Annotated in this window: 14 protein-coding genes; 10 read left to right on the top strand and 4 right to left on the bottom strand. The window is 70.4% G+C overall.

Going from position 1 to position 26,047, the window contains the following annotated elements:
• Position 1: 1 nt before the first annotated feature.
• Together AC1VNX_RS31680 and AC1VNX_RS31675 are read left to right on the top strand one after the other, a co-directional pair.
• Positions 2–1,732, top strand: a complete 1,731-nt coding sequence (locus AC1VNX_RS31680; RefSeq protein ID WP_483161483.1) for a ShlB/FhaC/HecB family hemolysin secretion/activation protein — start codon at positions 2–4, stop codon at positions 1,730–1,732.
• Positions 1,733–1,734: 2 nt separating this feature from the next.
• A complete protein-coding gene (locus AC1VNX_RS31675; RefSeq protein WP_483161482.1) occupies positions 1,735–7,140 on the top strand; it encodes a two-partner secretion domain-containing protein in 5,406 nt (1,801 codons plus the stop codon).
• A 15-nt stretch (positions 7,141–7,155) separates the two neighbouring features.
• On the opposite strand, the gene AC1VNX_RS31670 is transcribed toward AC1VNX_RS31675, so the two are convergent.
• Positions 7,156–7,797, bottom strand: a complete 642-nt coding sequence (locus AC1VNX_RS31670) for a cysteine hydrolase family protein (RefSeq protein ID WP_483161481.1) — start codon at positions 7,795–7,797, stop codon at positions 7,156–7,158.
• Between the two features lie 100 nt (positions 7,798–7,897).
• On the opposite strand from AC1VNX_RS31670, the gene AC1VNX_RS31665 reads away from it, so the two are divergent.
• Positions 7,898–8,872: a GlxA family transcriptional regulator gene (locus AC1VNX_RS31665; protein WP_483161479.1), complete on the top strand. Its 975-nt coding sequence runs from the start codon at positions 7,898–7,900 to the stop codon at positions 8,870–8,872.
• Between the two features lie 15 nt (positions 8,873–8,887).
• Here the strand turns inward: AC1VNX_RS31665 and AC1VNX_RS31660 are convergent, their stop codons facing one another.
• The 3 genes from AC1VNX_RS31660 to AC1VNX_RS31650 all read right to left on the bottom strand — a co-directional run bounded on the left by AC1VNX_RS31660 (position 8,888) and on the right by AC1VNX_RS31650 (position 14,050).
• On the bottom strand, positions 8,888–10,891 hold the full coding sequence (locus tag AC1VNX_RS31660; RefSeq protein WP_483161478.1) for a hybrid sensor histidine kinase/response regulator: 2,004 nt from the start codon (positions 10,889–10,891) through the stop codon (positions 8,888–8,890).
• Complete coding sequence (locus AC1VNX_RS31655) at positions 10,888–11,958, bottom strand: ABC transporter substrate binding protein (protein WP_483161477.1); 1,071 nt, start codon at positions 11,956–11,958, stop codon at positions 10,888–10,890. Before AC1VNX_RS31655 ends, AC1VNX_RS31660 begins: the two co-directional genes overlap by 4 nt.
• 202 nt (positions 11,959–12,160) lie before the next feature.
• Entirely contained in the window at positions 12,161–14,050 is a 1,890-nt protein-coding gene (locus tag AC1VNX_RS31650) for an ATP-binding response regulator (protein WP_483161476.1), read from the bottom strand.
• Between the two features lie 162 nt (positions 14,051–14,212).
• On the opposite strand from AC1VNX_RS31650, the gene phnD reads away from it, so the two are divergent.
• From phnD to AC1VNX_RS31615, 7 genes are all read left to right on the top strand, one after another.
• Positions 14,213–15,250: a phosphate/phosphite/phosphonate ABC transporter substrate-binding protein gene (gene phnD / locus AC1VNX_RS31645; protein WP_483161475.1), complete on the top strand. Its 1,038-nt coding sequence runs from the start codon at positions 14,213–14,215 to the stop codon at positions 15,248–15,250.
• A gap of 2 nt (positions 15,251–15,252) precedes the next feature.
• A complete protein-coding gene (locus AC1VNX_RS31640) occupies positions 15,253–16,293 on the top strand; it encodes a phosphate/phosphite/phosphonate ABC transporter substrate-binding protein (protein WP_483162051.1) in 1,041 nt (346 codons plus the stop codon).
• 161 nt (positions 16,294–16,454) lie between these two features.
• Entirely contained in the window at positions 16,455–17,786 is a 1,332-nt protein-coding gene (tssK, locus tag AC1VNX_RS31635; RefSeq protein ID WP_483161474.1) for a type VI secretion system baseplate subunit TssK, read from the top strand.
• A 29-nt stretch (positions 17,787–17,815) separates the two neighbouring features.
• Entirely contained in the window at positions 17,816–19,189 is a 1,374-nt protein-coding gene (locus tag AC1VNX_RS31630; RefSeq protein ID WP_483161473.1) for a DotU family type VI secretion system protein, read from the top strand.
• The gene (gene tssM, locus AC1VNX_RS31625; protein WP_483161472.1) at positions 19,186–22,788 is read left to right on the top strand and encodes a type VI secretion system membrane subunit TssM; all 3,603 of its coding nucleotides are present in this window, start codon (positions 19,186–19,188) and stop codon (positions 22,786–22,788) included. Before AC1VNX_RS31630 ends, tssM begins: the two co-directional genes overlap by 4 nt.
• The gene (tagF, locus tag AC1VNX_RS31620; protein WP_483161471.1) at positions 22,785–23,438 is read left to right on the top strand and encodes a type VI secretion system-associated protein TagF; all 654 of its coding nucleotides are present in this window, start codon (positions 22,785–22,787) and stop codon (positions 23,436–23,438) included. Before tssM ends, tagF begins: the two co-directional genes overlap by 4 nt.
• Before the next feature lie 682 nt (positions 23,439–24,120).
• Positions 24,121–26,043 carry a protein kinase domain-containing protein gene (locus AC1VNX_RS31615; RefSeq protein ID WP_483161470.1) on the top strand — a complete coding sequence of 641 codons (1,923 nt, stop codon included), beginning with the start codon at positions 24,121–24,123 and terminating at the stop codon, positions 26,041–26,043.
• Positions 26,044–26,047: the final 4 nt, after the last annotated feature.

Below are 26,047 nucleotides of genomic sequence, written 5' to 3'. Positions count from 1 at the left end.
CATGAAAACCTGCCAACGCCCCACGCCGATCGCCTTCGCGGTCACGGCCCTGGTCAGCGCGACCTTGCTCGTCGCGGCCCAGCGCACGCATGCCGCCGAAGCGGACGGCAACGACACCCAGCTGCTGCCGACCAAGGACCCCTGCGGCAGCTGCGACCGCCCCATCGCGCAGGCACCCACGGGCGCCGTCGCCCCGCAGAGCCTGCCCGCGCCGCCGCGCAACACGGGCGGCGCCACCGGCGCGACCTTCAAGCTCAACGACCTGCGCCTCAATGGCGTGAAGGCGCTGAGCAACGAGGAGCTGCAGGCCATCACCGGCCCCTACATCGGCCGCGATGTCACCCTCGGCGACCTCGAGGAACTCGCCAAGGCCATCACCGCGCGCTACAAGGAGCGTGGGTATTTCCTCGCGCAGGCCGTGGTGCCGGTGCAGACGGTGCGCGACGGGATCGTCGAGATCAGCGTGATCGAAGGCCGCCTCGGCAAGGTCGACGTGACGGTCGCGCCCGATGCGCCGATCGCCGAGTCGCGCGTGCGCGGCTTCCTCGCGCCGTTGCAGCCCGGCGCGGCAGTGAGCGCGCCGGACTACGAGCGCGCGATGCTGCTGCTGTCGGACCAGCCGGGCATCAAGGTGTCGTCGGGCCTGCAGGAAGGCACGCAGCCCGGCACCACCGATCTCTCGGTCGAGGTGGCCGCCGCACCGCGCTGGGCCTTCACGGCCGAGGGCGACAACCACGGCACCAAGGAGTCGGGCCGCTACCGCGTGGGCGGCACCGCGCGCTGGCTCAGCCCCTTCGGCATCGGCGACAACCTCGACATGCGGCTGATGGTGTCCAACAGCAACGCGCTGCAGTTCGGCCGCATCGCCTACGAGGCGCCCATCGGCACCAGCGGGCTGCGCGCGGGCGTGGGCCTCTCGCGCGTGAGCTACGAGCTGGGCGGGCAGTTCGCCGACCTCGATGCGCGCGGCCGCGCCAACGTGCTCGACTTCTCGCTGAACTACCCGCTGATCCGCCAGCGCCAGCAGAACCTGTTCCTGCGCCTGGGCGTGGACGTGAAGGACCTCACCGACGAACTGCGCGCGGCCGATTTCAATTCGAAGAAGCGCGTCAACGGCCTGAGCCTGGGCTGGACCTGGGAGCGCCGCGACGAGCTGCTCGGCGGCGGCTACTGGGCCAGCTCCGGCACGCTCTACCACGGCAACCTCTCGATCCGCGATCCGGAGAGCCGCGACTTCGACCGCGGCGTCACCGGCCACCACACCGAGGGCGGCTTCACCAAGCTGAGCTTCCAGCTTTCGCGCCTGCAGGCCATCGTGCCGCGCCATTCGCTGTACCTGTCGATCGGCGGGCAGTGGGCCAGCAAGAACCTCGACGCGTCCGAGAAGCTCGCGCTCGGCGGCGCGCGCGCGGTGCGCGCCTACCCTTCGGGCGAACTGCTGGTCGACCAGGGCGTGATCGGCACCGTCGAATGGCGCTGGTCGCTCAACGAGGAGCTCACGCCCTTCCTGTTCTACGACGCCGCGCACGGAAAGATCGTGCGCAACCCGACGCCCTACGACGGCGTCAACAGCCACAGCCTGCGCGGCTACGGCGTGGGCCTGAGCTGGTCGCGCCCGGGCAATTTCTCGATTAACGCGACGCTGGCCTGGCGCGCGGGTACGCCGCCGGCGCAGACGGACGGCGGCGGGCGCAACCCGCGCCTCTTCGTGCAGCTCATCAAGGCGTTCTGACCATGAAGCAACGCAATCTTTTCCGCCGGCGCCCGTCGCATCGCCTCGTGCTGCGGCCTCTCGCGCTGTCGCTGGTCTGCGCCGGCCTCGGCCCCGCCGTGGCGCAGGTCCTGCCCACGGGCTTCAGCACACCGGCGAACAGCGGCGTCACGATGACGCAGTCCGGCGCGCTGATGAGCATCAACCAGCAATTCCAGCGCGGCATCGCCAACTGGCAGACCTTCTCGATCGGCGCCGGCGGCATCGTCAGCATCACGCAGCCGAACGCGAGCAGCGTGCTGCTCAACCGGGTCACGGGCGGCGAGCTCTCCACCATCGCGGGCCAGCTCACCGCGAACGGGCGCGTCATCCTGGTCAATCCGAGCGGCGTGATGTTCAGCCAGGGCGCGACGGTGAACGTGGGCGGCCTGATCGCCTCCACGCTGGCGCTGACGACCTCCGACCAGAGCTTCATGGACGGTGCCACGAAACTCACGTTCGAACGCGCCGAGGGCAACGCCGCCTCGGTGCGCAACGCCGGCAACATCACCGCCACTGGCGGCGGCCCGGTGGTGCTGATGGGCGCTGCGGTCGGCAACACCGGAACCATCACCGCCAACGGCGGCACGGTCGCGCTGGCCTCTGGCCGCAAGATCACGCTCGATCTCGTGGGCGACGGGCTCACCAACATCGTCATCGCGCCGGACGCGATGGCTTCGAGCGCGTCCGTCGAGAACAGCGGCACGCTGCAGGCCGACGGCGGACGCGTGGCCCTGATGGGCAGCTCCGCCACTTTGGGCGAGCTGGTGGTCAACCAGACCGGCACCGTGCGCGCACGCACCATGGGGACGCGCAATGGCGAGATCTTCCTGGGCGGCGGCCCGGACAACCGGGTCGAGATGACCGGCGGCACGCTCGACGCAACGGGCGCCAATGCCGGCGAGCGTGGCGGCACCATCCGCATCGTGGCGGGGCAGGTTCAGTTGCAGGGCGGCGGTGTGCAAAGCCCGCAGGCCGTGCTCGATGCCAGTGGGCAGGCGGGCGGCGGTACGGTCTCGGTGCGCGGCTACGACGTGGCACTGGCATCGACTTCCGCACTGCGCGCCAGTGCCGCCGGCGAAGGCGCGGGCGGCACCGTCGAGGTGGGCACGGCGGCGGGCCAGACCCTGCCGGACGGCAGCATTGCGCCAGTGCGCGAATCGCACGCGCAGGTGTACGGCGAACTGGCCGCGCGTGGGGCAGGCGGCGGCCAGGGCGGCACCATCACGACCGTGGCCGACGGCCTGCGGGTAGGCGGTGCGCGGGTCGATGCCGGCGGCGGCGCGGCCGGCGGTGCCAACGGCAGCTGGCGCATCGAGACGCCCGCGGGCAACCTCGACGTCGCCAATGCGGCCGACGTTCCTGCATATCAGCCGAGCTACCCCGCATTGAGCTCCGGCGCGAGCGTCGACGCGGGCAGCATCGGCGGCGCGCTGGGCCGCGGAACCGACGTGACGCTGGCCAGCGGCGCGATCGGCGCAGGCACCGGCGTGAACTTCGGCGAGAACGTACAGGTGGTGAAGCAGGAGGGCGGCACCGCCACGCTGAGGGTGGATTCCGCGGGCAGCATCACCATGAACAGCGGCGCCGCCATTTCGTCGAAGCAGGGTGCGCTGAACGTGGACTTCAATGCCGATTCGACGGGCGCCATCGCGGCGCGCGCGGCCGATGCCAGCAAGATCTCCGTTGGCGAGTCGCAGAACGGCGAGGCCGACTATGCGGGCGCCATCCGGCTCACGCAGGCCACCATCGACGCCAACGGCGGCAACATCCGCTTCTTCGGCCAGGGCGATGCGCTGAACGGCCGCGCGGTGGGCGGCGCGGTCCCGAACGGAGACGGCGGCAGCCAGTGGAGCGAGGGCATCTACCTGACCGAGAGCACGCTTTCCACCAACGCCGGCGGCAGCATCGGCCTGCGAGGGCAGGGCCGTTCCTGGGTCAGGACCAGCGATGGCGGGGATCCCAACTTCGAGTCCAGCGAAGGCGTTTCGCTCTGGAACAGCACGGTGAAGGCCGGCGGCACCGGCATGGTGGGCATCGACGGCGTCGGCGGTGTCGGCGCCACAGGGCTCAACGTGGCCTTCGGGACCTCCATCGCCTCGTCCGGCGGCGACGTGGCGCTCACGGGGCGCGGCACCGACTGGACCTCCGACATGCCGGTCGGCAGCATCTTCAGCCAATCCGGCGTCTTCATCGGCGGCAACTCGGTCGATGCCGGCGGCGACGTGCGGATCTCGGGCGTCGGAGCCAGCCTCGACGCGATGCGGCAGAGCGTGGGTTTCGCGGCGCAGGGGCGTTCGGCGGGCGGATCGAGCGGGGTGGTCGTCTCCGACACCGTCATCACGGCAGGCGACGGACGGCGCATCGACATCACCGGCCGCGCGGGCGGCGAGGGCTTCAGCGCCGCGCTCGACAGCGGCGGCGGCATCGTGCTGACGCCGGACAACAACCAGGTGTATGGCGTGGATGTGAGCGTCCAGGGGCAGTCCAACGCGCTGCGCGCGTCGGGCGGCACCGTCGCCATCGACGGCCAGGGCACCGATGTCTCGCTGCGCCTGGCCAACTTTTCCGATTTCGCGAGCGCGTCGCTCGGCGCCAGCGCCGCGCCGTCCACCGACGCCCTGGTTTCCGTCGCCAGCGACACCGGCAAGGGCGGCAGCATCTCGATCAAGGGCCGCAACGTGCTGGTCGACGGGGTGGCATTTTCCGAAGGCGATCCGCTGATCGCCCGCCTCGATGCCAGCGGCGCCACCGGCGGGGGCAGCATCGACATCGCGGCCACCGGTTCGATCGCATTGAGTTCCACCGCCAGCCTGCAGGCCGATGCCACCGGCACGGGCAACGGTGGCAGCGTGAAGGTCGTCGCGGGCGACTCGGTGCGCGCCTACGGCAGCCTGTCGGCACGCGGCGGCGCCGCCGGCGGCAACGGCGGGTCGATCGAGACTTCGGGGCAGAACTTCGATCTGTCGGGCGTGAAGGTCGATGCCTCGGCGCCAATGGGCGGCGCGGGCAAATGGACCATCGATCCCTTCAACGTCACCATCGCGCACGGCACCGGTCCGGGCTCCCTGCCGACCAATCCCTTCGACCCGCTGACGGACTCCACCATCCAGGACGGCGACATCAACGCGGCGCTCGACAAGGGCACCAGCGTGACCATCACCACGGGAACGGGGGGCACGAGCCAGGGCAACATCAACTTCAACAGCGGCGTCGTGATCGAGCGCACCAGCGGAGCGGCGCCGGTCACGTTCAGGCTCGATGCCAACAACGCCATCGGCCAGAACCCGCCGACGGCCTGCCCGAGCTTCCCCTGCACCTTCGTGCCGACGATCATCCGTTCCACGACCGGGCCGCTCGACGTCGTATTCAATGCCAATGGCGCAGCCGGAGGAGCTTTCCCCGGCAACATCGCCTACAGCGGACAGATCCTGACCAACGGCGGCAACGTCACGATGAATGCCGATGGCGCCAACTCGGGAGTCCAGGCCATCGCACTGAGCAACGCCACCATCGACACGCGCACCACCGCGCTGGGCGACGCCGGCCCCGGCGGCTTCGTGCAGATCACGGGCAAGCGCGGGGCGCCGACGTTCTCGGCCACCGGCGCGACGGTCGCGCTCAACGGCGTCAGCATCCAGACCAGTACTGGCGACGTATCGATCTCGGGCATCGGGGTGCAGGGAACCGGCGTGAGCATCGGTTCGGCCGCCACACCGAGCCAGATCCTCACCACCAGCGGCAACATCCGCATCGCCGGAGTCGGCAGCACGCTGTCGACCAGCTTCGGATCGACGACCGTGCAGAGCGTCCAGCTCGACGGCTCGCAGGTTCGCAGCGTCGACGGCAATATCAGCATCCGGGGTCTTGCGACTGCCGCTGCGGCTGGCGACAAGTCCGGCGGCGTGCTGCTCGCCAACAACGCACTAGTCACGACGCTTGGCGCAGGCAGCATCGACGTCTCGGGCGAGTCGCAGGCCGCTGGCGCCGGCCTCACCGTCGGCGCCGGCGCGCGCATCGACGGCAACAACAGCGTGTCGCTGCGAGCAGCCAACAACGGCACCACCGACGCCTTGGTCATGGCCGGCACGGTGCGCGCCGGCAATGTGCTCAACCTGCGCCCCGGCGGCGTCGACATCGCCGGCAACGCGGTCGACCGCACGGCCAGCACCATCACGCTCGGCGGTACCGCGGCCACCGGCTTCGCCGTATCGGCCGACGAGTTCACGCGCCTCGACGCGCCGACCATCGTGGCCGGCAGCAACGCGCACGCGGGCAGCATCAACGTGGTGGGCCCGCTCACCCTGCCCGGCGCGCTGACGCTGCAGAACGGCGGTGGCGGCGGCATCCAGCTCGGCGGCGCGCTCACGGCCTCCACCGTGGGGCTGATCTCCGGCGGCAACATCACGCAGACGGCCGCTGCGCCGATCACTGCCGGCACGCTGCTGGCGCGCTCCACCGGCGGCAGCGTGCTGCTCGACCAGGCGGCGAACAACGTCAGCGCCGACACCCTGGGCGGCAGCGCAGCCGGTGCCTTCCGCTATGTGGACGTCGACACGGTCAAGCTCGGCTCGGTCAGCGTCACCGGCTACGACGCCGCGGGCAATGCGCCGCAGATCGTGTCGGCCAGCTCGATGGCGGCCGACACCGTGTTCGTGCGCACGCTCAGCGGCGACCTGCTGCTGGGCACCAACGTGAGCAGCACCAGCGGCACAGACCTCGTGGCGGCTTCGCGCTTCCAGAACACCGGCGGCTACACCATCGCCGGCGCGCCGTGGCGCGTGTGGGCCGACACCTGGGTGGGCGAAACGCGCGGCGGGCTCGCGGGCTCGGGGCTGTATCCCAACCTGTACCACTGCGCCTACTCGGGCCTGTGCGCGGTGAGCATCCCGGCGGGTGCCAACCACTTCATCTACGCGCAGCAGCCGGTGGCCACGGTGCTCATCGGCAACGCGACCCGGCCCTTCGGCTATCCGAACCCGCTCTTCAGCTATCTGGTCACGGGGCTGATCCTGGGCGACACGGGCGCGGGATTCGCGGGCTTCGTGTTCTCGCCCGCGCTGCAGGCCAGCCCGCCGGGCGTGTACCCGATCAACGGCGCCTTCACATCCGCCGAGGGCTACAGGGTCAACGTGGTGCCGGGCAACCTGTTCGTCGGCGGCGTGCCCAACCTGCCGCGCCCCGACTCGCTGCGCGACCTGCCCGCCACCTGGGTGTACGACCGCAACATCGGCCCGCCGCCGATCTGCTTCGCCACCGGCCCGCTCGACGGCGACCGCGCGGCGCAGGGCGGCGACGTGCTGGCGCGCGAATGGTCGCGCGTGCGCTCGCGGCCCAACCTGTCGAGCTGCGTCGACACCGAGAAGCGCAACGGCTGCGCCGATTTCTGAAGCAGCGCGCCGGCTTCAGGCGACGCCGCGCGCGCGGCGGTTCGACATCACGACGTTGTCTTTCGGAATCACCTGGCCCTCGCGCATCGCAGAGATCCACGCGTCCGTCGTGGTCACGGCCGCGAAGTTGCTGTGGAACACCACGCTGAAGACGCGGTGGATCTCTTCCGCCGTCACCTTGCCCGCCGCGTTCTCGTAGGGCAGCGCGCCGCTGGCGTCCGCGAGGAACTCCACGCTCAGGCCGCGGTGCATGGCCTCGTACACGGTGGAGGCGTCGCAGTTCTGCGTCATGTAGCCGGCCACGCTCAGCGTGTCGATCTCGTGGCGCGCGAGCCAGTCGGCGAAGTCGGTGCCGGTGAACACGCTCGGAAAGCTCTTGGTGACGAGGTGGTCGTGCGGCCGCTTCGCGATCTCGGGATGCAGCTGGCCGTTGTGCGCGTCGGCCTGGAACACCGGCGCGCCCTTGGGCGCATGGTGGCGCACCACCACCACCGGCGTGCCGGCGGCGTGGGCGGCGTCCATGGCCTTGGTCACGTTGGGCAGCGTGTCCAGGATGGGCGGGTACTCGATGGGCAGCCCGCCGCCTTCGAAATATTCGTTCTGCACGTCGATCACGACGAGGGCGCGGCGCGGCTTGCCTGTGTTGTTGCTGCTCATGGGTGGCTCCTTCTCTTGTGTGGTTCCGATGGCCTGATTCTTCCTTCCTGCATCGTTCCCTGAAAGTGGCCCGAAAGCCATTCATCGATAAGATCGGGCCATGAGCACCGCTGCCACCGAAACCGTCGCGGTCGTCGCCTTCGACGGCATCAGCCCCTTCCACCTGTCCGTGCCCTGCATGGTCTTCGGCGAAGACCGCACCGAGGCCGGCGCGCCGCGCTTTCGCGTGCAGGTGTGCGCGCCCGAGCCCGGCGAGCTGCGCACCAACGCGGGCTTCTCGCTGGTGGTGCCGCACGGACTGGAGGCCATACGCCGCGCGCGCATCGTGGTGGTGCCTTCATGGCGCGACGACTGCAGCGCCGCGCCGCCGGAGCTCATCCGCGCGCTGCAGGCGGCGCACCGGCGCGGCGCCACCGTGATGGGGCTGTGCCTGGGCGCCTTCGTGCTGGCCGAGGCCGGCCTGCTCGACGGCCGCCCGGCCACCACGCACTGGAAGCTGGCGCCGGCCTTCGCGAAGCAGTACCCGAAGGTGAAGCTGCAGCCCGAGGTGCTCTACGTGGACGACGGCAACGTGCTCACGTCGGCCGGCACCGCGGCCGGCATCGACTGCTGCCTGCATCTGCTGCGCGTGCGCTACGGCGCAGAGACGGCCAACCGCGCCGCGCGGCGCATGGTGGTGGCGCCGCACCGGCAGGGCGGGCAGGCGCAGTACATCGAGCAGCCTGTGCCCGCCACCGCCGAGCGCGACCGGCTCGCGCCGCTGCTCGAATGGCTGGGCCGGCACCTCGACAGGCCGCACGAGCTCGACGACCTCGCGCGGCGCGCGCTCATGAGCCGGCGCAATTTCACGCGGCGTTTTCGCGAATCCACCGGCACCACGGTCGGCCAGTGGGTGCAGAACCAGCGCCTCGCGCTCGCGCAGCGGCTGCTCGAGACCACCGACCACCCGGTCGAGCGCGTGGCCACCGGCGCGGGCTTCGGCTCGGCGGTGTCGCTGCGCAAGCATTTCCTGTCGGCCTTCAAGGTGTCGCCGACGGCGTACCGGCAGCAGTTCTCGCGGGCCGGCATCGACTGACCGGCTCTTCGCAGCTCAGTGCGCTGGCACTTGTCGCCGCGTGGTGAGCAGTGCCCGCAGCTTGGCCGGCGCGACCGGCTTGGTCAGCAGCATCACGCCGCCGTGGCGCAGCCGCTGCAGCACCTCGGGCCCGGTGGCGCCCGAGACCAGCACCGCCAGCGCATCGGGCTGCAGCCGCTTGGCGGCGTCGATCACGTCCACGCCGTCGCCTTCGCCCGCGAGCTGCAGGTCGCACAGCACCGCGTCGTAGTGGATGTCGCCGGTGCCCAGCCGCGCGATGGCCTCGGCGCCCGTGCTCACGCACTCCACCTGGCAGCCCCACTGCTCCAGCAGCGCACGGCTGCCGTCGAGGATGGCGGGGTCGTCGTCCACCACCAGGCAGCGCAGGCCCACCAGCGGCGCGGGCGCCAGCGGCGGCGGTTCGGGCGGCGTCACGTCGGCCAGCCGCGCGGCCGGCAGCGTGAAGGCGAAGGTGCTGCCGGCCTGCAACGCCGAGCGCACCGTGATGCGCGTGCCCAGCAGCGCGGCGATGCGCGCGCAGATCGCCAGCCCCAGACCGAAGCCGCGGCGCCGGTCGCGCTCGGTGTTCGCCACCTGATAGAACTCTTCGAAGATGCGGCCCTGGTGGATGGGCGCGATGCCCACGCCGTTGTCACGCACCTCGATGCGCACGCCCTGCGCGCTGCGCCGCGCCGCCACCAGCACCGTGCCGCCCTCGGGCGCGTGGCGCAGCGCATTGGTGACGAGGTTGCCGACGATGCGCCGCAGCATCGCCGCGTCGGTGCGCACCGCCAGGCCCCGGTCGCTCCAGCGCAGCCGCACGCGGGCCTCGACGGCGGCCGCGGCGTGCTGCGCATCGAGCTGGTCGAACAGTTCGGCCAGCGGCACCTTCGCGATGGCCGGCGTGAGCACCTGCGCGTCGAGCCGCGAGATCTCCAGAAGATCGTCGAGCAGCACGCCCATGAACTCGGTGCTTTCCTGCAGCCGCAGCACGGCCGGGCGCTGCGCGGGCGTGGCGCCGGGCAGCAGGCCGTCGATGAAAAGGCCCATGGCATGCAGCGGCTGGCGCAGGTCGTGGCTCGCGGCCGCCAGAAAGCGCGCACGCGACAGGGCCGCCTGCTCGGCCTCGGCCATGCGCTGCAGCGCAACGGCGGTGGCCTCGCGCACGCGCTCTTCGCTGATCTGGCGGTTGCGTTGCAGGCGCTCGGCGAGGCGGTCGATGTCATGCGCGAGCACCGCGAGTTCGTGCGTTCCGCGCGTGCCGCCTTCCACCACGTCGCAGCGCACCTCGAAATGCCCGGCTTCCAGCGCCGCGACCGTGCGCGACACGCGCCGCAGCGGCCGCGCCACCGTGCGCGCCATGTGGCGCACCGAGGCCCACGCCGCCATCAGCGCGACCAGCGCGATGCCGATGCCGGCGATGAGCGAGCGGCTGCGCTCGCGCGTGTAGGCGGTGGTGTCGCGAAAGGTCTGCACCAGGCCGATGGGCGTGTCGCCCGCCGCGGTGGAGCCGGCGGGCGCGAAGGCGCTGGCGCGCGAGGCCTCGCGCAGCGTGACCGGCGAAGTGAACATGCGCAACTGCGCCAGCGACGGCGTCTTGGGCCCGGCCGTCACGTAGATGCCCGCGCTGTTGCTGATCTCCACCCGCGTCACCTGCCCGCCGCGCAGCGCGGCGTTGGCCACGTTCTGCAGCGCTGGCAGGTCGCCCGCATAGAGACTCAGGTCGGACATGGCCGCCACTTGCCGCGCCACGGCCTGGCCCTCGGCGTCGAAGGCGGCTTCGAGGGTCTGCAGCCGGTTGTGGGTGAACCAGCCAGTGAGCGCCAGCGCCACCGCCGCGCACGGCACCACGCCGAGGCGGAACAGGTCGCGCTGCAGGTTGCCGCGCACGACCAGCGTGTGGGGCGACTGGAAGGAGGCGGGCGGCGGAGACGGTGACGGCGGCGACTGCGATGGTGAGCCCGCGCCCTCCGTCCCCGAGGGCTCAGCCGGGCCGTGGGAAGGCGGGATGCTGCTCATCGCGGGGCCGCGAGCCGGTCGGTCAGTTCCCGTTCCTCCGGCAGGCGCAGGCCGAGTCCGCGTGCCACGGTCGCGTTGACGCGCACGGTGGCGGGCGTCGCAGCTTCCACCAGCGGTGCGTTGTTGTTGCTGTTGCCGCTGGCCGTGCCGGCGCTCGCGACCTTCTGGCCGAGCAGCCGCGCCTGCTGGGCGAGCTGCGAGGGCGTGGAGACCGCCGCAGCCAGGCCGCCCGAGCGCACCAGCCCCTCGCTGGCGCCGAACACCGGCAGGCCGGCGGTCGCGGCGGCGCGCAGCACCGAGAGCGTGGCCGCCTGGTTGTCGCCGATCAGGTCGGGCAGCACCATCAGCGCGTCGCTCTCGGGCACCACCAGGCGCAGGGCGGAGGCTATCGATCGCGCGTCGGGCGCGTATTCCACGCGCAGGTCCCACGCCGGGTTCGCGCCCTGCGCGGCGCGCTGCAGCTCGCGCACCAGCGGTTCCGACTCGGGCGTGGCGACCACGCCAAGGCGGTGCTTCTGCGGCAGCACCGCGTTGACCAGCGCGAGCTGGTCGGCCATGGCCGGGTCGCGCAGCAGCACGCCCACGCGGCGGTCGCCGCGCCGCAGCGCCGGGCTGGAGGCCTTCAGGGTTTCGTATTCGAGGCGGCTGAGCATCGCCAGCACCAGCGGCTCCTGGCCCGGGCGCTCGACTGCCGCGCGCGCGGCGGCGGGGCCCACGGCCACGGTGAGCGGCGTGTCGGCGGCGCTGGGGCGCAGGCTGCGCGTGCGCACGCCGGCGTTGGCGGCGCGCTCGGTGTCGGGGGGCGCGGCCGCCTCGGGCTGTGCCGCGACAACTGCGCCGGGTGCGCCGGGCGAGACGCGCACCAGCTCGAACTTGCCACCCGGCTCCTGGTCGGCGCGCAACTGCTGCACGAACTCGGAAGACGCCGCCATGTCGTCGCCCATCAGCACCGTGAGGCTGGCGGCCGCGACGCTGCTGCCCGCCGCGGCCCACGCGAGCCCCGCCGCCAGCGCGGTACGGGCGGCGCGCCACAGCCTTCTCGAAGAGGGCAGGAGAACGGAAATCACGGCAACAAACATGGACTGCTTCCGCAGCGAGGGGCGATGATCCAATGTAAGGACGACCCCCTCTTCGCGCGATAAGGCGGAGGGCTTATGTCAGTGCCGGCGGTGGCCTGCCCGCGTGACGAATTCCACGCGGCGATGGCCGCACGGCCTATGTCCGATGGCGTACCCAGGCACTTACCGCCGAAAGTACTTGCCGGCTATGTCAGGCGCCCATCGCCTGCGCCGCCGCCGCGCGCTGCGCCTGTATCGCCTGGCGCAGCACGCGCGGCGACACCGGCTTGTAGAGCACCGTGATGCCCGCGCTCGCCACCTCGCGCAGGCGGTCGGGTTTGGTCTCGCCGGTCACCAGCAGGCGCGCGGTGCCGGCGCCGATGCCGCGCGGATGGCGCTCCAGCGCGGCGATCACGTCCAGGCCGTTGTCGCCGCCCTGCAGCAGCAGGTCGCTGATGACCACGTCGGGCGGCTGCGCCCAGCCGTCGGCCATGACCAGCGCCTCGGCGCGGGTCTGCGCGGGCAGCACCTCGGCGCCCCAGTTGGAGAGCACCACCGTCAGACCTTCGAGGATGGTGCGCTCGTCGTCGATCACGAGAATGCGCACGCCGGCCAGGCTCTCTTCCTCCTCGATGGCTGCGACGGCGGGCGATGCCGCGGGCGCCGGCAGCGCGGCCGGCGCCGAGCGCACCAGCACCCGCACGCAGGTGCCCTTGTGCAGCTTCGAGCTCAGCTCCACGCGCGTGTTGAGCAGCTCGGCCAGCCGCTGCACCGTGGCCAGGCCCAGCCCCATGCCGCGCGCCCCGCGCGATGCCTGCCGGCCGGCGGGCTCCACCTGGTAGAACTCCTCGAACACCCGCGCCTGGTGCTGCGCGGCGATGCCCACGCCGGTGTCGACCACGTCGATGCGCACGCCTCGGCCGCGCCGCCGGGCGCCGATGAGCACGCCGCCTTCGATGGTGTGGCGCAGCGAGTTCGACACCAGGTTGTTCAGGATGCGCGAGAGCATCACGTAGTCGCAGCGCACCCACACGTCGGTCTTGCGCACCACCAGCCGCAGGCCCTGCTGCTCGGCCACCGGGCGGAAGTTGCGGCTGATCTCCTCGAAGAGCCGGTCGAGCGGAAAGTCGATCCACTGCGGCTGCAGCACGCCCGCGTCGAGCTGCGACAGGTTCAGCAGCTCGGAGAAGAGGCGGTCCAGCGAATCCACGCACTCGCGGATGTGGCCGATGCGCTGCAGCTTCACCGGGTCGCTCTCGCCGTTGGCCAGCCCGTCGGAGAACAGCGTGAGCGCGTGCAGCGGCTGGCGCAGGTCGTGGCTGGCGGCGGCCAGCAGCCGGGTCTTGGCCTGGCTGGCCACTTCGAGCAGCTGGTTCTTGCGTGCCAGCTCGGCCGTGGCCTCGTTGATGCGGCTCTGCAGCAGCCTGTGGCTCTCGGCGAGCGCGCGCGCGGCCTCGTTGAAGCCCTGCTGCAGGTGGCGCACCTCGGCCGTGCCCTCGATGGCCACGCTCGCGTCCTCGCCCGCACCCAGCCGGTCGACCGCCTTGCCCAGCGCGCGGATGGGCTCGCTGATGCGCCGCGCCGCCCACCAGCCGGCCAGGCCCACGCCCACCAGGCTGATCGCCAGCACCAGCCCCACGTTGAGCCACACCGAGCGCCGTGCGCTCTGCACCGCCGCCAGGCTCATCTCGACCATCACCTTGCCGTTGTGGCGGCCGTCGTCGCTCACGATGGGCACCACCACCTGCAGGCCCTCGGCGCGGGCGCGGTCCATGGTCTCGGAGTTGGCGACGATCTCGCCGTCCTCGGTCCAGATCTGCACCTGCTGCACGTTGGGCTGGTACGTGCCCGACTGGGCGGTGCGCGCCAGCGCGCGGCGGTCCATGCGCGCCAGCGGCGCCTGCGCCACCGTGGCCACCTGCAGCGCCACCGTCTGCGCGTTGGCGCGCATCAGCTCGGTCAGGTTGCCCAGGTGCTGCCGCGTCAGCACGGCAATCGCCGCCAGCGTGGCCAGGGCCGCCGGCACCATCGCCAGCAGGATCAGCTGCTGGGCGAAGGTCAGGCGGGCCAGGCCCCGGATGAAGCGGAAATTCCAGTTCATGGAGGCATCGGACGCATGGGCGCCGAGCTTATGAGAGCGATCCGGGACGGGAAAGCTGGGAAAAACATCACAAAAAATGTTTGCAATTGATATTTAATGGCGTCCGCGCTGCCCATGTTAGACCCGCCGATGCGCGCCGGCCCTATGTCTTTCGCTCCAGAAATGCAGGCTTCCATGCGCCGATTCGCCCAGTTTCCAGCCGCCTGGCTCCGCGCGGCGGCCCTGGCGCTGCTGGCGGCGCTGCCCCTGGCGGCGCCGGCGCAGGGCAATCCGCCGGAGGGCCCGGTGCGCTTCGGCATCCTGCCGCTGGGCGGCGCCTTCGAGTCGCGCAGCGACTGGGACCCGCTGCTGGCCGAGCTCAGCCGCGCCATCAACCGGCCGGTGAGCGTGCTGTCGGTCAACTCGTACGAGGCGCTGGAGCAGGCCATCCAGCGCGACGAGGTCGACATGGCCTTCCTCTCCGGAAAGATGGCGCTCGACGCCGTCACCCAGCGCCGCATGAAGGTGGTGGCCCAGGTGGTGCGCCACGACGGCCTGCCCGGCTACCGCGCGCTGCTGCTGTCGCGCAAGGCGCCGCCCTTCAACTCGCTGAAGAACATGCTGGAGCAGCCCGAGCGCTGGCGGCTGGCGCGCGGCGAGAAGCAATCGGTGTCGGGCTTCATCGTGCCGCAGCTGCAGCTCTTCCTGCCGAACCACATCGCGATGGAGACGCGCTTTCGCAGCGAGATCGTCGGCACCCACCAGGCCACCGCGCTGGCCGTGGCCAACAACGAGGCCGACGTGGCCACCAACAACACGGCCGACTTCGAGCGCTTCAAGACGCGCTTTCCGGCCGAGACCGAGCGGCTGCAGGTGCTGTGGGAGTCCGACCTGATCCCGCACGCGCAGATCGTGGTGCGCCGCGAATACACGCCCGAGCTGCGCAAGCGCGTGCAGGCCTTCCTGACCGGCTACGGCCGCGCCAAGGGGCCGCGCGGCGACGCCGAGCGCCTGGTGCTGAAGTCGCTGCACGACCTGGCCGGCTTCGTGGCCGCCGACAACAGCTCGCTGCAGCCGGCAGCCAGGCTGGCCTACCAGCTCGCAAAGCAGAACGCCATGACCGCGCAATGGGTGAACGACGCCGCGCGTGAAGCCCGCCTGCAGCGCATCGAGAGCAGCTACGCCGAGCAGGTCAGCGTGCTGAAGGACGTGTCGCCGTGAGCATGCGGGCCAGGCTCTGGCGCGCGGCCGCCGCACTGCTGGCCTTCATCGCCTTGCCAGTGATGGCGCAGCAGGCGGCGGTGGTCTCGCCCGCCGAGAAGGGTGCGCCGCCGGCGGCCATCCGCATGATCCGCTTCGGCGTGCTGCCGCTGGGAGGCACCGTCGAATCGCGCGCGCTGTGGACCCCGCTCATGACCGACCTGGGCCGCGCCCTCGGCATGCCGGTCAGCATGTATTCGGTGCCCACCTATGAAGAGCTCGACCGCGCCATTGGCCGCGACGAGATCGACATGGCCTTTCTCTCCGGAAAGATGGCGCTCGACGCCGTGATGCAGCGGCGCATGAAGGTGGTGGCGCAGATCGCGCGGCAGCCCGGCGTGCCCGAGCACCGCGCCGTGCTGCTGGTGCGCAAGGCCGGCCCGCTCAACACGCTCGAAGGCCTGCTCGCGCAGCCCGAGAAGTGGCGGCTCGCGCGCGGCGACAGCCGCTCGGTCACCGGCTTCATCGTGCCGCAGAGCCAGCTCTTCCTGCCGCACAACATCGAGATGGAGACGCGCTTTCTCAGCGAGTTCGTCGGCACCCACCAGGCCACCGCGCTGGCCGTGGCGAATGGCGACGCCGACGTGGCCACCAACAACACCACCGACCTGGAGCGCTTCCGAAAGCAGTTCCCCATCGAGGCCGAGCGGCTGCAGGTGGTGTGGGAATCGGAGCCGCCGCCCGGCGCGCCGATGGTGGTGCGGCGCGACTTCCCGCCCGAGTTCCAGGCGCGGCTGCAGAACTTCCTGACCGGCTACGGCAAGGCCAAGGGCGCGCGCGGCGACGCCGAGCGCGAAGTGCTCAAGAATCTGCGCGCGGCCTACGGCTACGCGGCGGCCGACGACAGCGCGCTGCTGCCGCAGGCGCGGCTGGAGCACCAGCTCGGCAGGCAGCGCGCCATGGCCGCGTCGTGGGTCAACGAGGCCGCGCGCGAGCAGCGCCTGCAGCGCATCGAGAAGACCTACGCCGAGCAGGTCGAGACGCTGCGCGGCGCCGCGCGCTGAACAGGCAAGCCCGCGCGCCGGGCAAATCTCTACTCCCTTCGCCGTAGCTCCAGGCCCTCGCCTAGGCCATTAGCTAGGCCTTAAGGCGGATTTGCCACCAGCCCCCCGAGCCGGAAACTTCGTGTTTCTTTCAGGCAACCCTTGCCGTTGACGGAGTGCGGATGAGTTGGCGAACAAAAGTGGTCTGGAGCGAGGGGATGCTGTTGCAGCCTCAGCACCTGCAGCAGAGCGAGCGTCATGCCGATCACGCGCGGCACGTGCTGCTGCGTTCCACCACGCCCTACGCCTGGGGCTTCGCCGAGCTGGAGATCGACTCCGCCGCGCTCACGCTGGGCAAGCTGGCGCTGGTGCGCGCAGTCGGCGTGTTCGGCGATGGCACCGTCTTCGACATGCCGGCGGTCGACCCGCTGCCCGAGCCCGTCGACATTCCATCCACCATGCGCGACGAGGCCGTGGTGCTCGCGCTGCCGCTGCGCCGCGCCGGCGCGCGCGAAGCCGATGCCGAAGAATATGAAGAGCTGGTGCGCCACCGCGTGCTCGAGTCGGAAGTGCCCGACTCCAATACCGCCGGCGAGCGCACCGCGATGCTGCAGCTGGGCCAGCTCCACACGCGCCTGATGCGCGCCAGCGAAGCCACCGACGCCTGGACCACCATCGGCGTGGCCCGCGTGGTCGAGCGCCGCGTCGACAACCAGGTGCAGCTCGACCGCGCCATGCTGCCGCCGCTGCTCGACGTGGCCGGCCATGCCGTCATCCGCGCCTGGCTCGACGAACTGCTCGGACTGCTGCGCCAGCGCGGCGAGGCGCTGGCCGGCCGGCTGACGCAGGGCGGCACCGGCGGCGTGGCCGAGATCGCCGACTTCATGCTGCTGCAGGCCGTCAACCGCAACGAGGCCGTCTTCGCGCACCTCGCCAGGAGCGCGATGCTGCATCCGCAGCATTTCTTCGAACATGCGCTGGGCCTGGCCGGCGATCTCGCGAGCTTTCGCGACTCGCGCCGCGTGTCGCGCTTCGGCCCCTACGTCCACGACGACCTTGCCATGAGCTTCCGCCCGCTCATGGACGACCTGCGGCGCAGCCTCTCGATGGTGTTCGAGCAGTCGGCGATCCGCATCGACCTGCACGACCGCAAGCACGGCGTGCGCGTGGCGGTGGTCACCGACGTGGAGCTGCAGCGCAAGGCCACCTTCGTGCTCGCGGTGAGCGCGAGCATGCCCAGCGAGGCGCTGCGCGCGCGCTTTCCCACGCAGGTCAAGATCGGTCCGGTCGAGCGCATCCGCGATCTCGTGAACCTCGCACTGCCGGGCGTCACGCTCACGCCGATGCCCGTGGCGCCGAGGCAGATTCCCTTCCACACCGGCGCCAGCTACTTCGAGCTGGAGACGCGCAACAGCGACCTGTGGCGGCAGCTCGAGCAGTCGGGCGGCATCGCGATGCACATCGCGGGCGACTTTCCGGGCCTCGATCTCCAGTTCTGGGCCATTCGTTCCTAGCCATCCGCAAGACGGAAACGGAACACATCATGAGCACACCTCCCGATCCCTTCGCCGCTTTCGAGTCGGAGCGCACGGTCATCAAGCCCAAGCCGCGCACGCCGGGTGGCACGCCCAGCGCGCCGGCGCCCGCGCCTTTCTTCGGCGGAGCCGATCCGACGCCGGCCGCCGATGTCGGCGAGCTGGGCCTGCTCAATCCGTTGGTGTCGGCCGCCGGCAAGCTGCTGGTGCTGATCGGCAAGCTGCGCAACCTCGCGCAGCCGCCCAATGTGCCGGCCTTGCGCGCATCGACTGCCGACGCGGTGAACCAGTTCGACGCCAGTGCGAGGCGCGCAGGCGTCGGCAATGAATCGGTGCTGGCCGCGCGCTACGTGCTGTGCACCGCGCTCGACGAGGCTGTCGCCAACACGCCCTGGGGCGTGCAGGCCGGCTGGAACAAGCAGAGCCTGCTGGTGCAGTTCCACAACGAGACATGGGGCGGCGAGAAGGTCTTCCAGCTGCTGGCCAAGCTCGCGCAGGACGTTCCCACGCACCGCCAGCTGCTGGAGCTGATCTACAGCGTGCTCGCGCTGGGCTTCGAGGGCCGCTATCGCGTGATCGACAACGGCCGCGCGCAGCTCGATTCGGTGCGCCAGCGCCTGGCGGACCTGATTGCGAAAGATCGCCCGCCGGTGGAAGCCGAACTCTCGCCGCACTGGCGCGGGCAGGGCGCGGGCACGGTGCGGCTGCGCGAGTCGCTGCCGCTGTGGGTGTTCGCGGCCGGCTTCGCGCTGCTGCTCGCGCTCGCATGGTTCGGCCTGCGGCTCACGCTGAACTACCGCTCCGACACCACGTATGCGGCGGTGTCCAGCCTGCGCGCGCCCAACATCCAGATCGCGCCGCCCGCGCTGCCGGCGAAGACGCCGCGCCTCGCGCGCTTCCTGGAGCCCGAGGTTAAGCAGGGCCTGGTGACGGTGACCGACGAGGCCGACCGCAGCGTGGTGCGCCTGCGCGGCGACTCCTTCTTCGGCTCCGGCAGCGCCGAGCCGATGCCGCAGTCGCTGCCGGTGCTGCGCCGCATCGGCCAGGCACTGGCCGAGGTGAAGGGCGAGGTGCTGATTACCGGCCACTCTGACAACCAGCCGATCCGCTCGCTGCGCTATCCGTCGAACTGGCATCTCTCGGCCGCGCGCGCAGACGCGGTGAAGGGCGCGCTCTCCACGCTGGTCGACCCGGCGCGCATGCGCTCCGACGGCAAGGCTGACGCCGAGCCGGTGGCGCCCAACGACACGCCTGCCAACCGCGCGCGCAACCGCCGCGTGGAGGTGGTGCTGCTGACCGGGCCAGAGGGCGTCGCGGGCGTCGCTCCCGCCGCACCGGCCGCTGCCGCCGTTCCTGCTCCAGCCACGGGAGCGACGAAATGATCAAGAAAATCTTCGGCTTCCTCTTCAGCCCGCTGCTGCTCACGCTGCTGGCGCTGATCGTCGTCGCGCTGCTGATCTGGTGGATCGGCCCGCTGGTGAAGATCGGCTCGCTCGCCCCGCTGGAAAGCGAGACCACGCGCGCCATCGTCATCGGCGTGATCGTGCTCATCGTGGTGCTGCGCGCGTTGTACCGCCGCTGGCGCGCCCGCCGCGCGAGCCGGCATCTGACCGACGGCCTCATGAAAGCGCCGGCCGCCAAGGTCGATGCACCGGTCAACGGCGAGCAGAAGATCCTCGACACCCGCTTCAGCGAAGCCGTCGCCACCCTCAAACAGATGCGCATGCACGCCGCCGGCAAGAAGCCGGGCTGGCGCGACTGGCTTTCCATCTCGGGCGGCAGCTATCTCTACGACCTGCCGTGGTACGTCTTCATCGGCGCACCGGGCGCGGGCAAGACCACCGCGCTGGTCAACTCGGGCCTGAGCTTCCCGCTGGCCGAGAAGTTCGGCCCCGGCGCGATTCGCGGCGTGGGCGGCACGCGCAACTGCGATTGGTGGTTCACCGACGAGGCCGTGCTCATCGACACCGCCGGGCGCTACACCACGCAGGACAGCCACCAGTCGGAAGACAAGAGCGCGTGGGAAGGCTTCCTGGGCCTGCTGAAGAAGGTGCGCCCGCGCCGTCCGCTGAACGGCGTGTTCCTCACCGTCAGCGTGGCCGACCTGCTGAGCCAGGGCCCCGAGGCGCGCACCCAGCTCGCGGCATCGATACGCGCGCGCCTGCTGGAACTCGACGGCAAGCTCACCACGCGGCTGCCGGTATACGTGCTCGTCACCAAGAGCGACCTGCTCTATGGCTTCACCGACTACTTCGACGACCTCGGCAAGGAGCAACGCGCGCAGGTCTTCGGCTTCACGCTGCCGGCCGACGAGAACCTGCAGGTGGAAGAAAAGGGGCTTTCCGCCGCCTTCAACCGCGAGTTCGCGCTGCTGCACAACCGCGTGAACGACGGCCTCATCGCGCGCATGCAGCGCGAGACCGACGGCAACCGCCGCGCGGCGATCTTCGGCTTCCCGGCGCAGTTCGGCTCCATCGGCCCGCTGCTGTCGGACCTGCTGGAGCAGGTGTTCACCGGCTCGCGCTTCGCGCAGCCGCCGTGGGTGCGCGGCGTGTACTTCACCAGCGGCACGCAGGAGGGCAGCCCCATCGACCGCGTGATGGGCAGCCTGGCGCGCAGCTTCGGCATCGAGCGCGCGATGCTCGCGCCGCAGAAGTCCAGCGGGCGCAGCTACTTCCTCACTTCGCTGCTGCGCGAGGTGGTGTTCCCCGAGCAGCGCCTGGCTGGCGCCGACGTGAAGCTGGAGCGCCGCCGCCACACGCTGCGCGTGATCGGCGTGACGGCCATGACGCTCGTCACCGTCGGCCTGCTCGCTGCCTGGGGCTACAGCACGCTGCAGAACATGAACTACCTGAAGTCGGTCGAGGCCCGCGTGGAGCCCGCCCGGCAGAACCTCGCGGCGCTGCCCGCGCGCGTGCAGAACCTGGTCGAAGTGGCGCCCGTGCTGCAGAGCCTGCGCGACATCTGGAAGACGCCCGACAACCGCCTGGGCGACGAGCCGCTGTCGATGACGCTGGGCCTCTACCAGGGCGACAAGCTCGACGCGGCCGCCATGCTCACGCACCAGCGCGCGTTGAACGACGCCTTCCTGCCGCAGATCGCCAAGCGCATCGAGGACCAGCTGCGCACCGCGCAGAAGGACAACCTCGAATTCACGTACGAGGCGCTCAAGAGCTACCTGATGCTCTACCAGCCCGAGCACTTCGACGCCGAGGCGCTGAAGGCCTGGATCACGCTCGACTGGTCGCGCAACCTCGACCGCGGCATTCCAGAAGACCAGCGCAAGCAGCTCGAAGACCAGCTCGACGTGCTCATCGCCCAAGGCCCGCCGCGCTCGCCGCTGAAGATGGACGAGAACCTGGTACGCAGCGTGCGCGCCGTGCTCGCGAGCTACCCGCTGGAGCAGCGCGTGTTCAGCCGCCTCAAGCGCCAGCGCGCCAGCAAGGACATTCCGGCCTTCAGCGTGGCGGCAGCCACCGGCCCCTCGGGCCCGCTGGTGTTCGAGCGCATCAGCGGCAAGCCGCTGTCCGACGGCGTGCCGGGCATGTTCACTTATGACGGCTATCACAAGCGTTTCCAGAACGAGGTGACCGTGCTCACCGGCCTGCTCGCCAACGAAGACCCGTGGGTGCTGGGCCAGGACCGCAACGCCGCCGACCGTTTGCGCGACGTGGCCGCCCTCGGCGCGCTGACCGACCGCGTGCGCCGCCTCTACCTGGAGGAATACGTCAAGCAGTGGGAAGCGCTGCTCGCCGACGTGCGCCTGATCCGCGTGAACGGCCTGGAGAAGAACATCGAGACCGCGCGCATCCTCTCGGGCGTCGATTCGCCGCTCGCCAACTTTTTGCGCGCCGTGGTCAAGCAGACCACCTTGATCCCCGCCGCCGACGCCAACAAGGACGTGGTCAGCAAGGCCACCGAGACGGTGCGCAACACCCGCAAGGGCCTGGAAGACCTGTTCGGCAGCGATCCCGGCCGCCAGGTGGCGCCGGGCAAGCGCATCGAGAGCATCGTCGACGACCGCTTCGAGTCGCTGCGCCGCCTCGTGACCGCCGGCGGCCCCAACCAGCCCGCGCCCATCGACGACGCGCTGAAGCTTTTCAACGAGGTGTACGTGTACCTCAACGCCGTCGACACGGCCGTGAAGGGCCGCACCTCGCCGCCGCCCGGCGACGTGGCCGGCAAGCTCAAGTCCGACGCCGGCCGCCTGCCCGAGCCCGTGCGCTCCATGATCGAGAACCTGAGCCAGGCCGGCGCCGCGCAGGCCCAGGTGGCCGAACGCGGCAACCTCAGCCAGGACCTGCGCCCCGTCACCGAGTTCTGTGCCCGCGCCATTGCCGGCCGCTACCCCTTCGTGCAGAGCAGCAAGCGCGACGTGCTGCCCGAGGACTTCGGCCAGATGTTCGGCCCCGGCGGCCTGATGGACGACTTCTTCCAGAAGCGCCTGGCCGCCATCGTCGACACCAGCACCCGCCCGTGGCGCTACAAGCCCGTGGCCGAACGCGGCGCCATCACCACCCAGGCCATCGCCCAGTTCGAGCGCGCTGCGCGCATCAAGGAAATCTTCTTCCGCGGCGGCGGCCGGGGCCCGTCGATGCGGCTGGACTTCAAGCCCGTGGAAATGGACGCGGGCATCACCCAGTTCATCCTCGACGTCGACGGCCAGCTCGTGAAGTACGCGCACGGCCCCGTCGTGCCCATGGCCGTGCAGTGGCCCGGCCCCAAGGGCAGCAACCAGGTGCGCATCCAGGTCAGCCCGCCCTCGACCACCGGCAGCTCCGGCGCGGCCGTGGACGGGCCGTGGGCCTTGTTCCGTGCGCTCGACGACGGGCAGCTCGAAGCGGGCGACGCGCCCGAGAAGTTCTTCATCACCTTCCAGATCGGCGCGCGCAAGACTCGCTTCGAGGTGACGACCAACAGCGTGCAGCACCCGATCCGCTTGCGCGAGCTGCGTGAGTTCTCCTGTCCGGAGGGGTTGTGAGCGTCGAGTCCTCCTTTTCTTCTGCTCTTTTTGCATCGACAGCGCTGCCGGGGTGGTTCGGGAAGCTGCCGGGCATGGGGGACTTCGCGCATCGGCGGCTGCCGGAGGCTTTTCGGGCTGTGTGGGATCAGTGGCTGCAGCGGGGGATGTCGCGGCTGCGGGACCGGGCGGATTGGACCGAGCGGTATCTGGAGGCGCCTGTCTGGTGTTTTGCTCTGGGGAGGCAGGTGGCTGGGGAGCAGGGCTGGATCGGGGTGTTGATGCCTTCCGTTGATGGAGTGGGGCGGTACTTTCCGTTTGCCATTGCGGTGGAGCTGGATGGGGCTTCTCCCGCGGTCCTTCAAGGGGAAGCGCTGGCTGCTGTGTTGCGGTGGTGGGCTCATGCTACGCAGGCTGCGTTGGAGGGGCTTGATGGGGATCTGGATGCGGTGCGGTTTGATGCTGTGCTGCAACGGTTGTTTGTCGGGGGTGTTGTTGTTGCCTCCGATGCTCGCGAGGGCGGTGTTGAGTCTCTTGATCTGCCGGTGGCGGGGGCTTCGCTTTGGTTGAGTGATCCCTCTGCTGAGTTGGGGATTCGGATGCTGAGTACCGGGTTGCCTCGGGATGAGCAGTTCGATGCTTTGTTTTTTGGGTTTGCGGAGGAGGGGTGATGTACGCCTCTTCTTGTTTTGCTTTCCGGGGCCGGGTCTCGGCCCGGCGGCCGACCTACTTTTCTTTGCTTCGCCAAAGAAAAGTAGGCAAAAGAAAGGCGACCCTACTGTCTGCGTCCCTTCGCTTCGCTACGGGCAACCTGCGGTGCTCGGCGCAGGAGGGGGTCCGCAGAACTCGCTTCGCTCAAACAGCTGCGGCCCTGATCCCTCCTGCGCCTGCGCTCCTCGGCGCAGCCAGAAGGGAGCGGCACGTGCCATCGCTTCGCTCGGCTGAACAGCCGCTGCGGGCCTTCGCTTCGCTCGGCGGCGTATCCAGGTTCAGTGGCTTCAACGACCTCGCGCCCTCATCCCAAGCCCGGCAGGCGCGAAGCGCCTGCCGGGCATCTGCGGCCGAGCGTAGCGATGGCCCGCACGTCCCCAATCCCCTCTGGCTGCGCCGAGGAGCGCAGCGTTTCGCGGATCAGGGCTCGCCCTTGTCTGAGCGAAGCGAGTTTGGGCGAGACCCCGCGAAACGCGAGCACCGCAGGTTGCCCCGTAGCGCAGCGAAGGGGTCGCAGACAGTGGGGTCGCCTTTCTTTTGCCTACTTTTCTTTGGCGAAGCAAAGAAAAGTAGGTCGCCCGCCGGGGCGAGTCCCGGCCCCGGGAAGCAAACACAACGCACAACCAAACAAGGAGCCAGTCAATGACCGACTCCAACGAAGACGACCGCACCCGCGTAGTCCCCAAATCAACACCGCCGTCGCAGCCCACGACAACAGGCGACACCTCCGCCACAGTCATCACGGCAGGCCCCCCCACAAGCATGTCCGGCACAACTCCGGTAACAAGCCCCGCCACCGGCACAACGGAAGCAGGCCTGCTCCCAGTAGGCAGCCGCCTCGCAGAATTCGAAATCACAAGAGTCATAGGCCAAGGCGGCTTCGGAGTCGTCTACGAAGCGTGGGACCACACCCTCGAACGCGTGGTCGCGATCAAGGAATACCTCCCCACCTCCCTCTCCACAAGACAGAACGACGGCACCGTAGTCCCCCTGTCGGAAAGACATCGCGAAACCTTCGACCTCGGCATGCGCAGCTTCATCAACGAAGCCCGCCTGCTGGCCCAGTTCGACCATCCGTCGCTACTCAAGGTCTACCGCTTCTGGCAGGAAAAGGGCACCACCTACATGGTCATGCCCTTCTACAGGGGCGAGACGCTGCGTGAAGCCCTGGTGTCGATTCCGGCGGGCGTAGACGAGGCATGGCTGATCCGCATCATGGACGGCGTGACCCAGGCACTCGCGGTGATGCACAACGCCAACTGCTATCACCGCGACATCGCCCCCGACAACATCATCCTGCTCGAAGGATCGGGCCGCCCGGTGGTGCTGGACTTCGGCGCCGCGCGCCGCGTGATCACCGACAAGACGCAGGCGATCACGGTGATCCTGAAGCCCGGCTACGCGCCGATCGAGCAGTACGCCGAGATGCCCGACATGTCGCAGGGCGCGTGGACGGACGTGTACGCGCTCGCGGCGGTGATGCACGTGGCGGTGTGCGGCCGCGCGCCGCCGCCTTCGGTGGCGCGCCTGCTGTCCGACAGCTACGTGCCGCTCGCGGGCAACGAGATCCTGCGCAAGCGCTACAGCCCGCGCCTGCTGGAGGCGATCGACGCGGGGCTGGGCGTGCGGCCCGAGCAGCGGCCGCAGTCGATGGCGGAACTGCGCTCGGCGCTCGACCTGGAAGTGGGGCACAGCATCGCGCCGGTGCCTCGCACGCAGCCGCCTTCGTCGTCCGGCGCGCGGACGTCGATGGCAGGCACGAATGCGGATGCGGCCACGGTCATCGCCGGCAAGGCGGGCGGTGCGAAGAAAGCGTCTGCGCCCGCCCCCGCGCCTGCAGGCAACAAGGGCGGCGGCAGCAAGACCGCCATCGCCCTCGCTTCCATCGCCGTGCTCGCGGCGGCGGCCGGCGGCGGCTGGTGGTGGTTCCAGGGGCGAGGCGGTGCCGACGACAAGCCGGTCGTCAGCACCACGCCGGCTCCGCCGTCCGACACCAAGGTCGCCGAGGCACCACCGCCCCCGGCGCCTCCACCACCGCCTCCCCCTCCGGCCCCGCGCACGCCGGCCGAGTCGCTGCAGTCGCTCGCGACAGGCGCGGCGCCCGGCTTCGACGTGACGGCCACGCCGAAGAAGGCCGAGGTCGCCATCGGCAAGGACCGGCTCGCCTTCGAGGTCCGCAGCAAGCGCGAGGGATTCGTCTACGTGTTCCTGCTGTCGAGCGGCGGCGAGATGTTCCTGCTGTTCCCGAACCTGCTGGACAAGTACAACAAGATCACCGCAGGCGGCACGCTGTCGCTGCCGCGCGCCTCGTGGCCGATGGACGCGGGCGGGCCGGCGGGCACCGACCAGTTCGCGGTGCTGGTGAGCGAGCACGAGCGCGACTTCAGCGCCGCCGGCGTGCAGAACGACGGCGTGTTTCCGGTGTTCCCGCTGCCCGTGCTGGCCGCGCTGGAGGCCACGCGCGGCACCGGTCCGTCGCCGCTCCTGGGCAAGCCGGTGTGCGCGCCCAACACCCCGTGCAACGACGTCTACGGCGTCGGCAATTTCAAAATCGTCGAGAAGTAATCGT

This window comes from Variovorax sp. TLI9-5A (assembly GCF_056867935.1).
The sequence above is the reverse complement of the archived record's forward strand: the minus strand, read 5'-3'. Positions and strand labels throughout refer to the sequence as shown.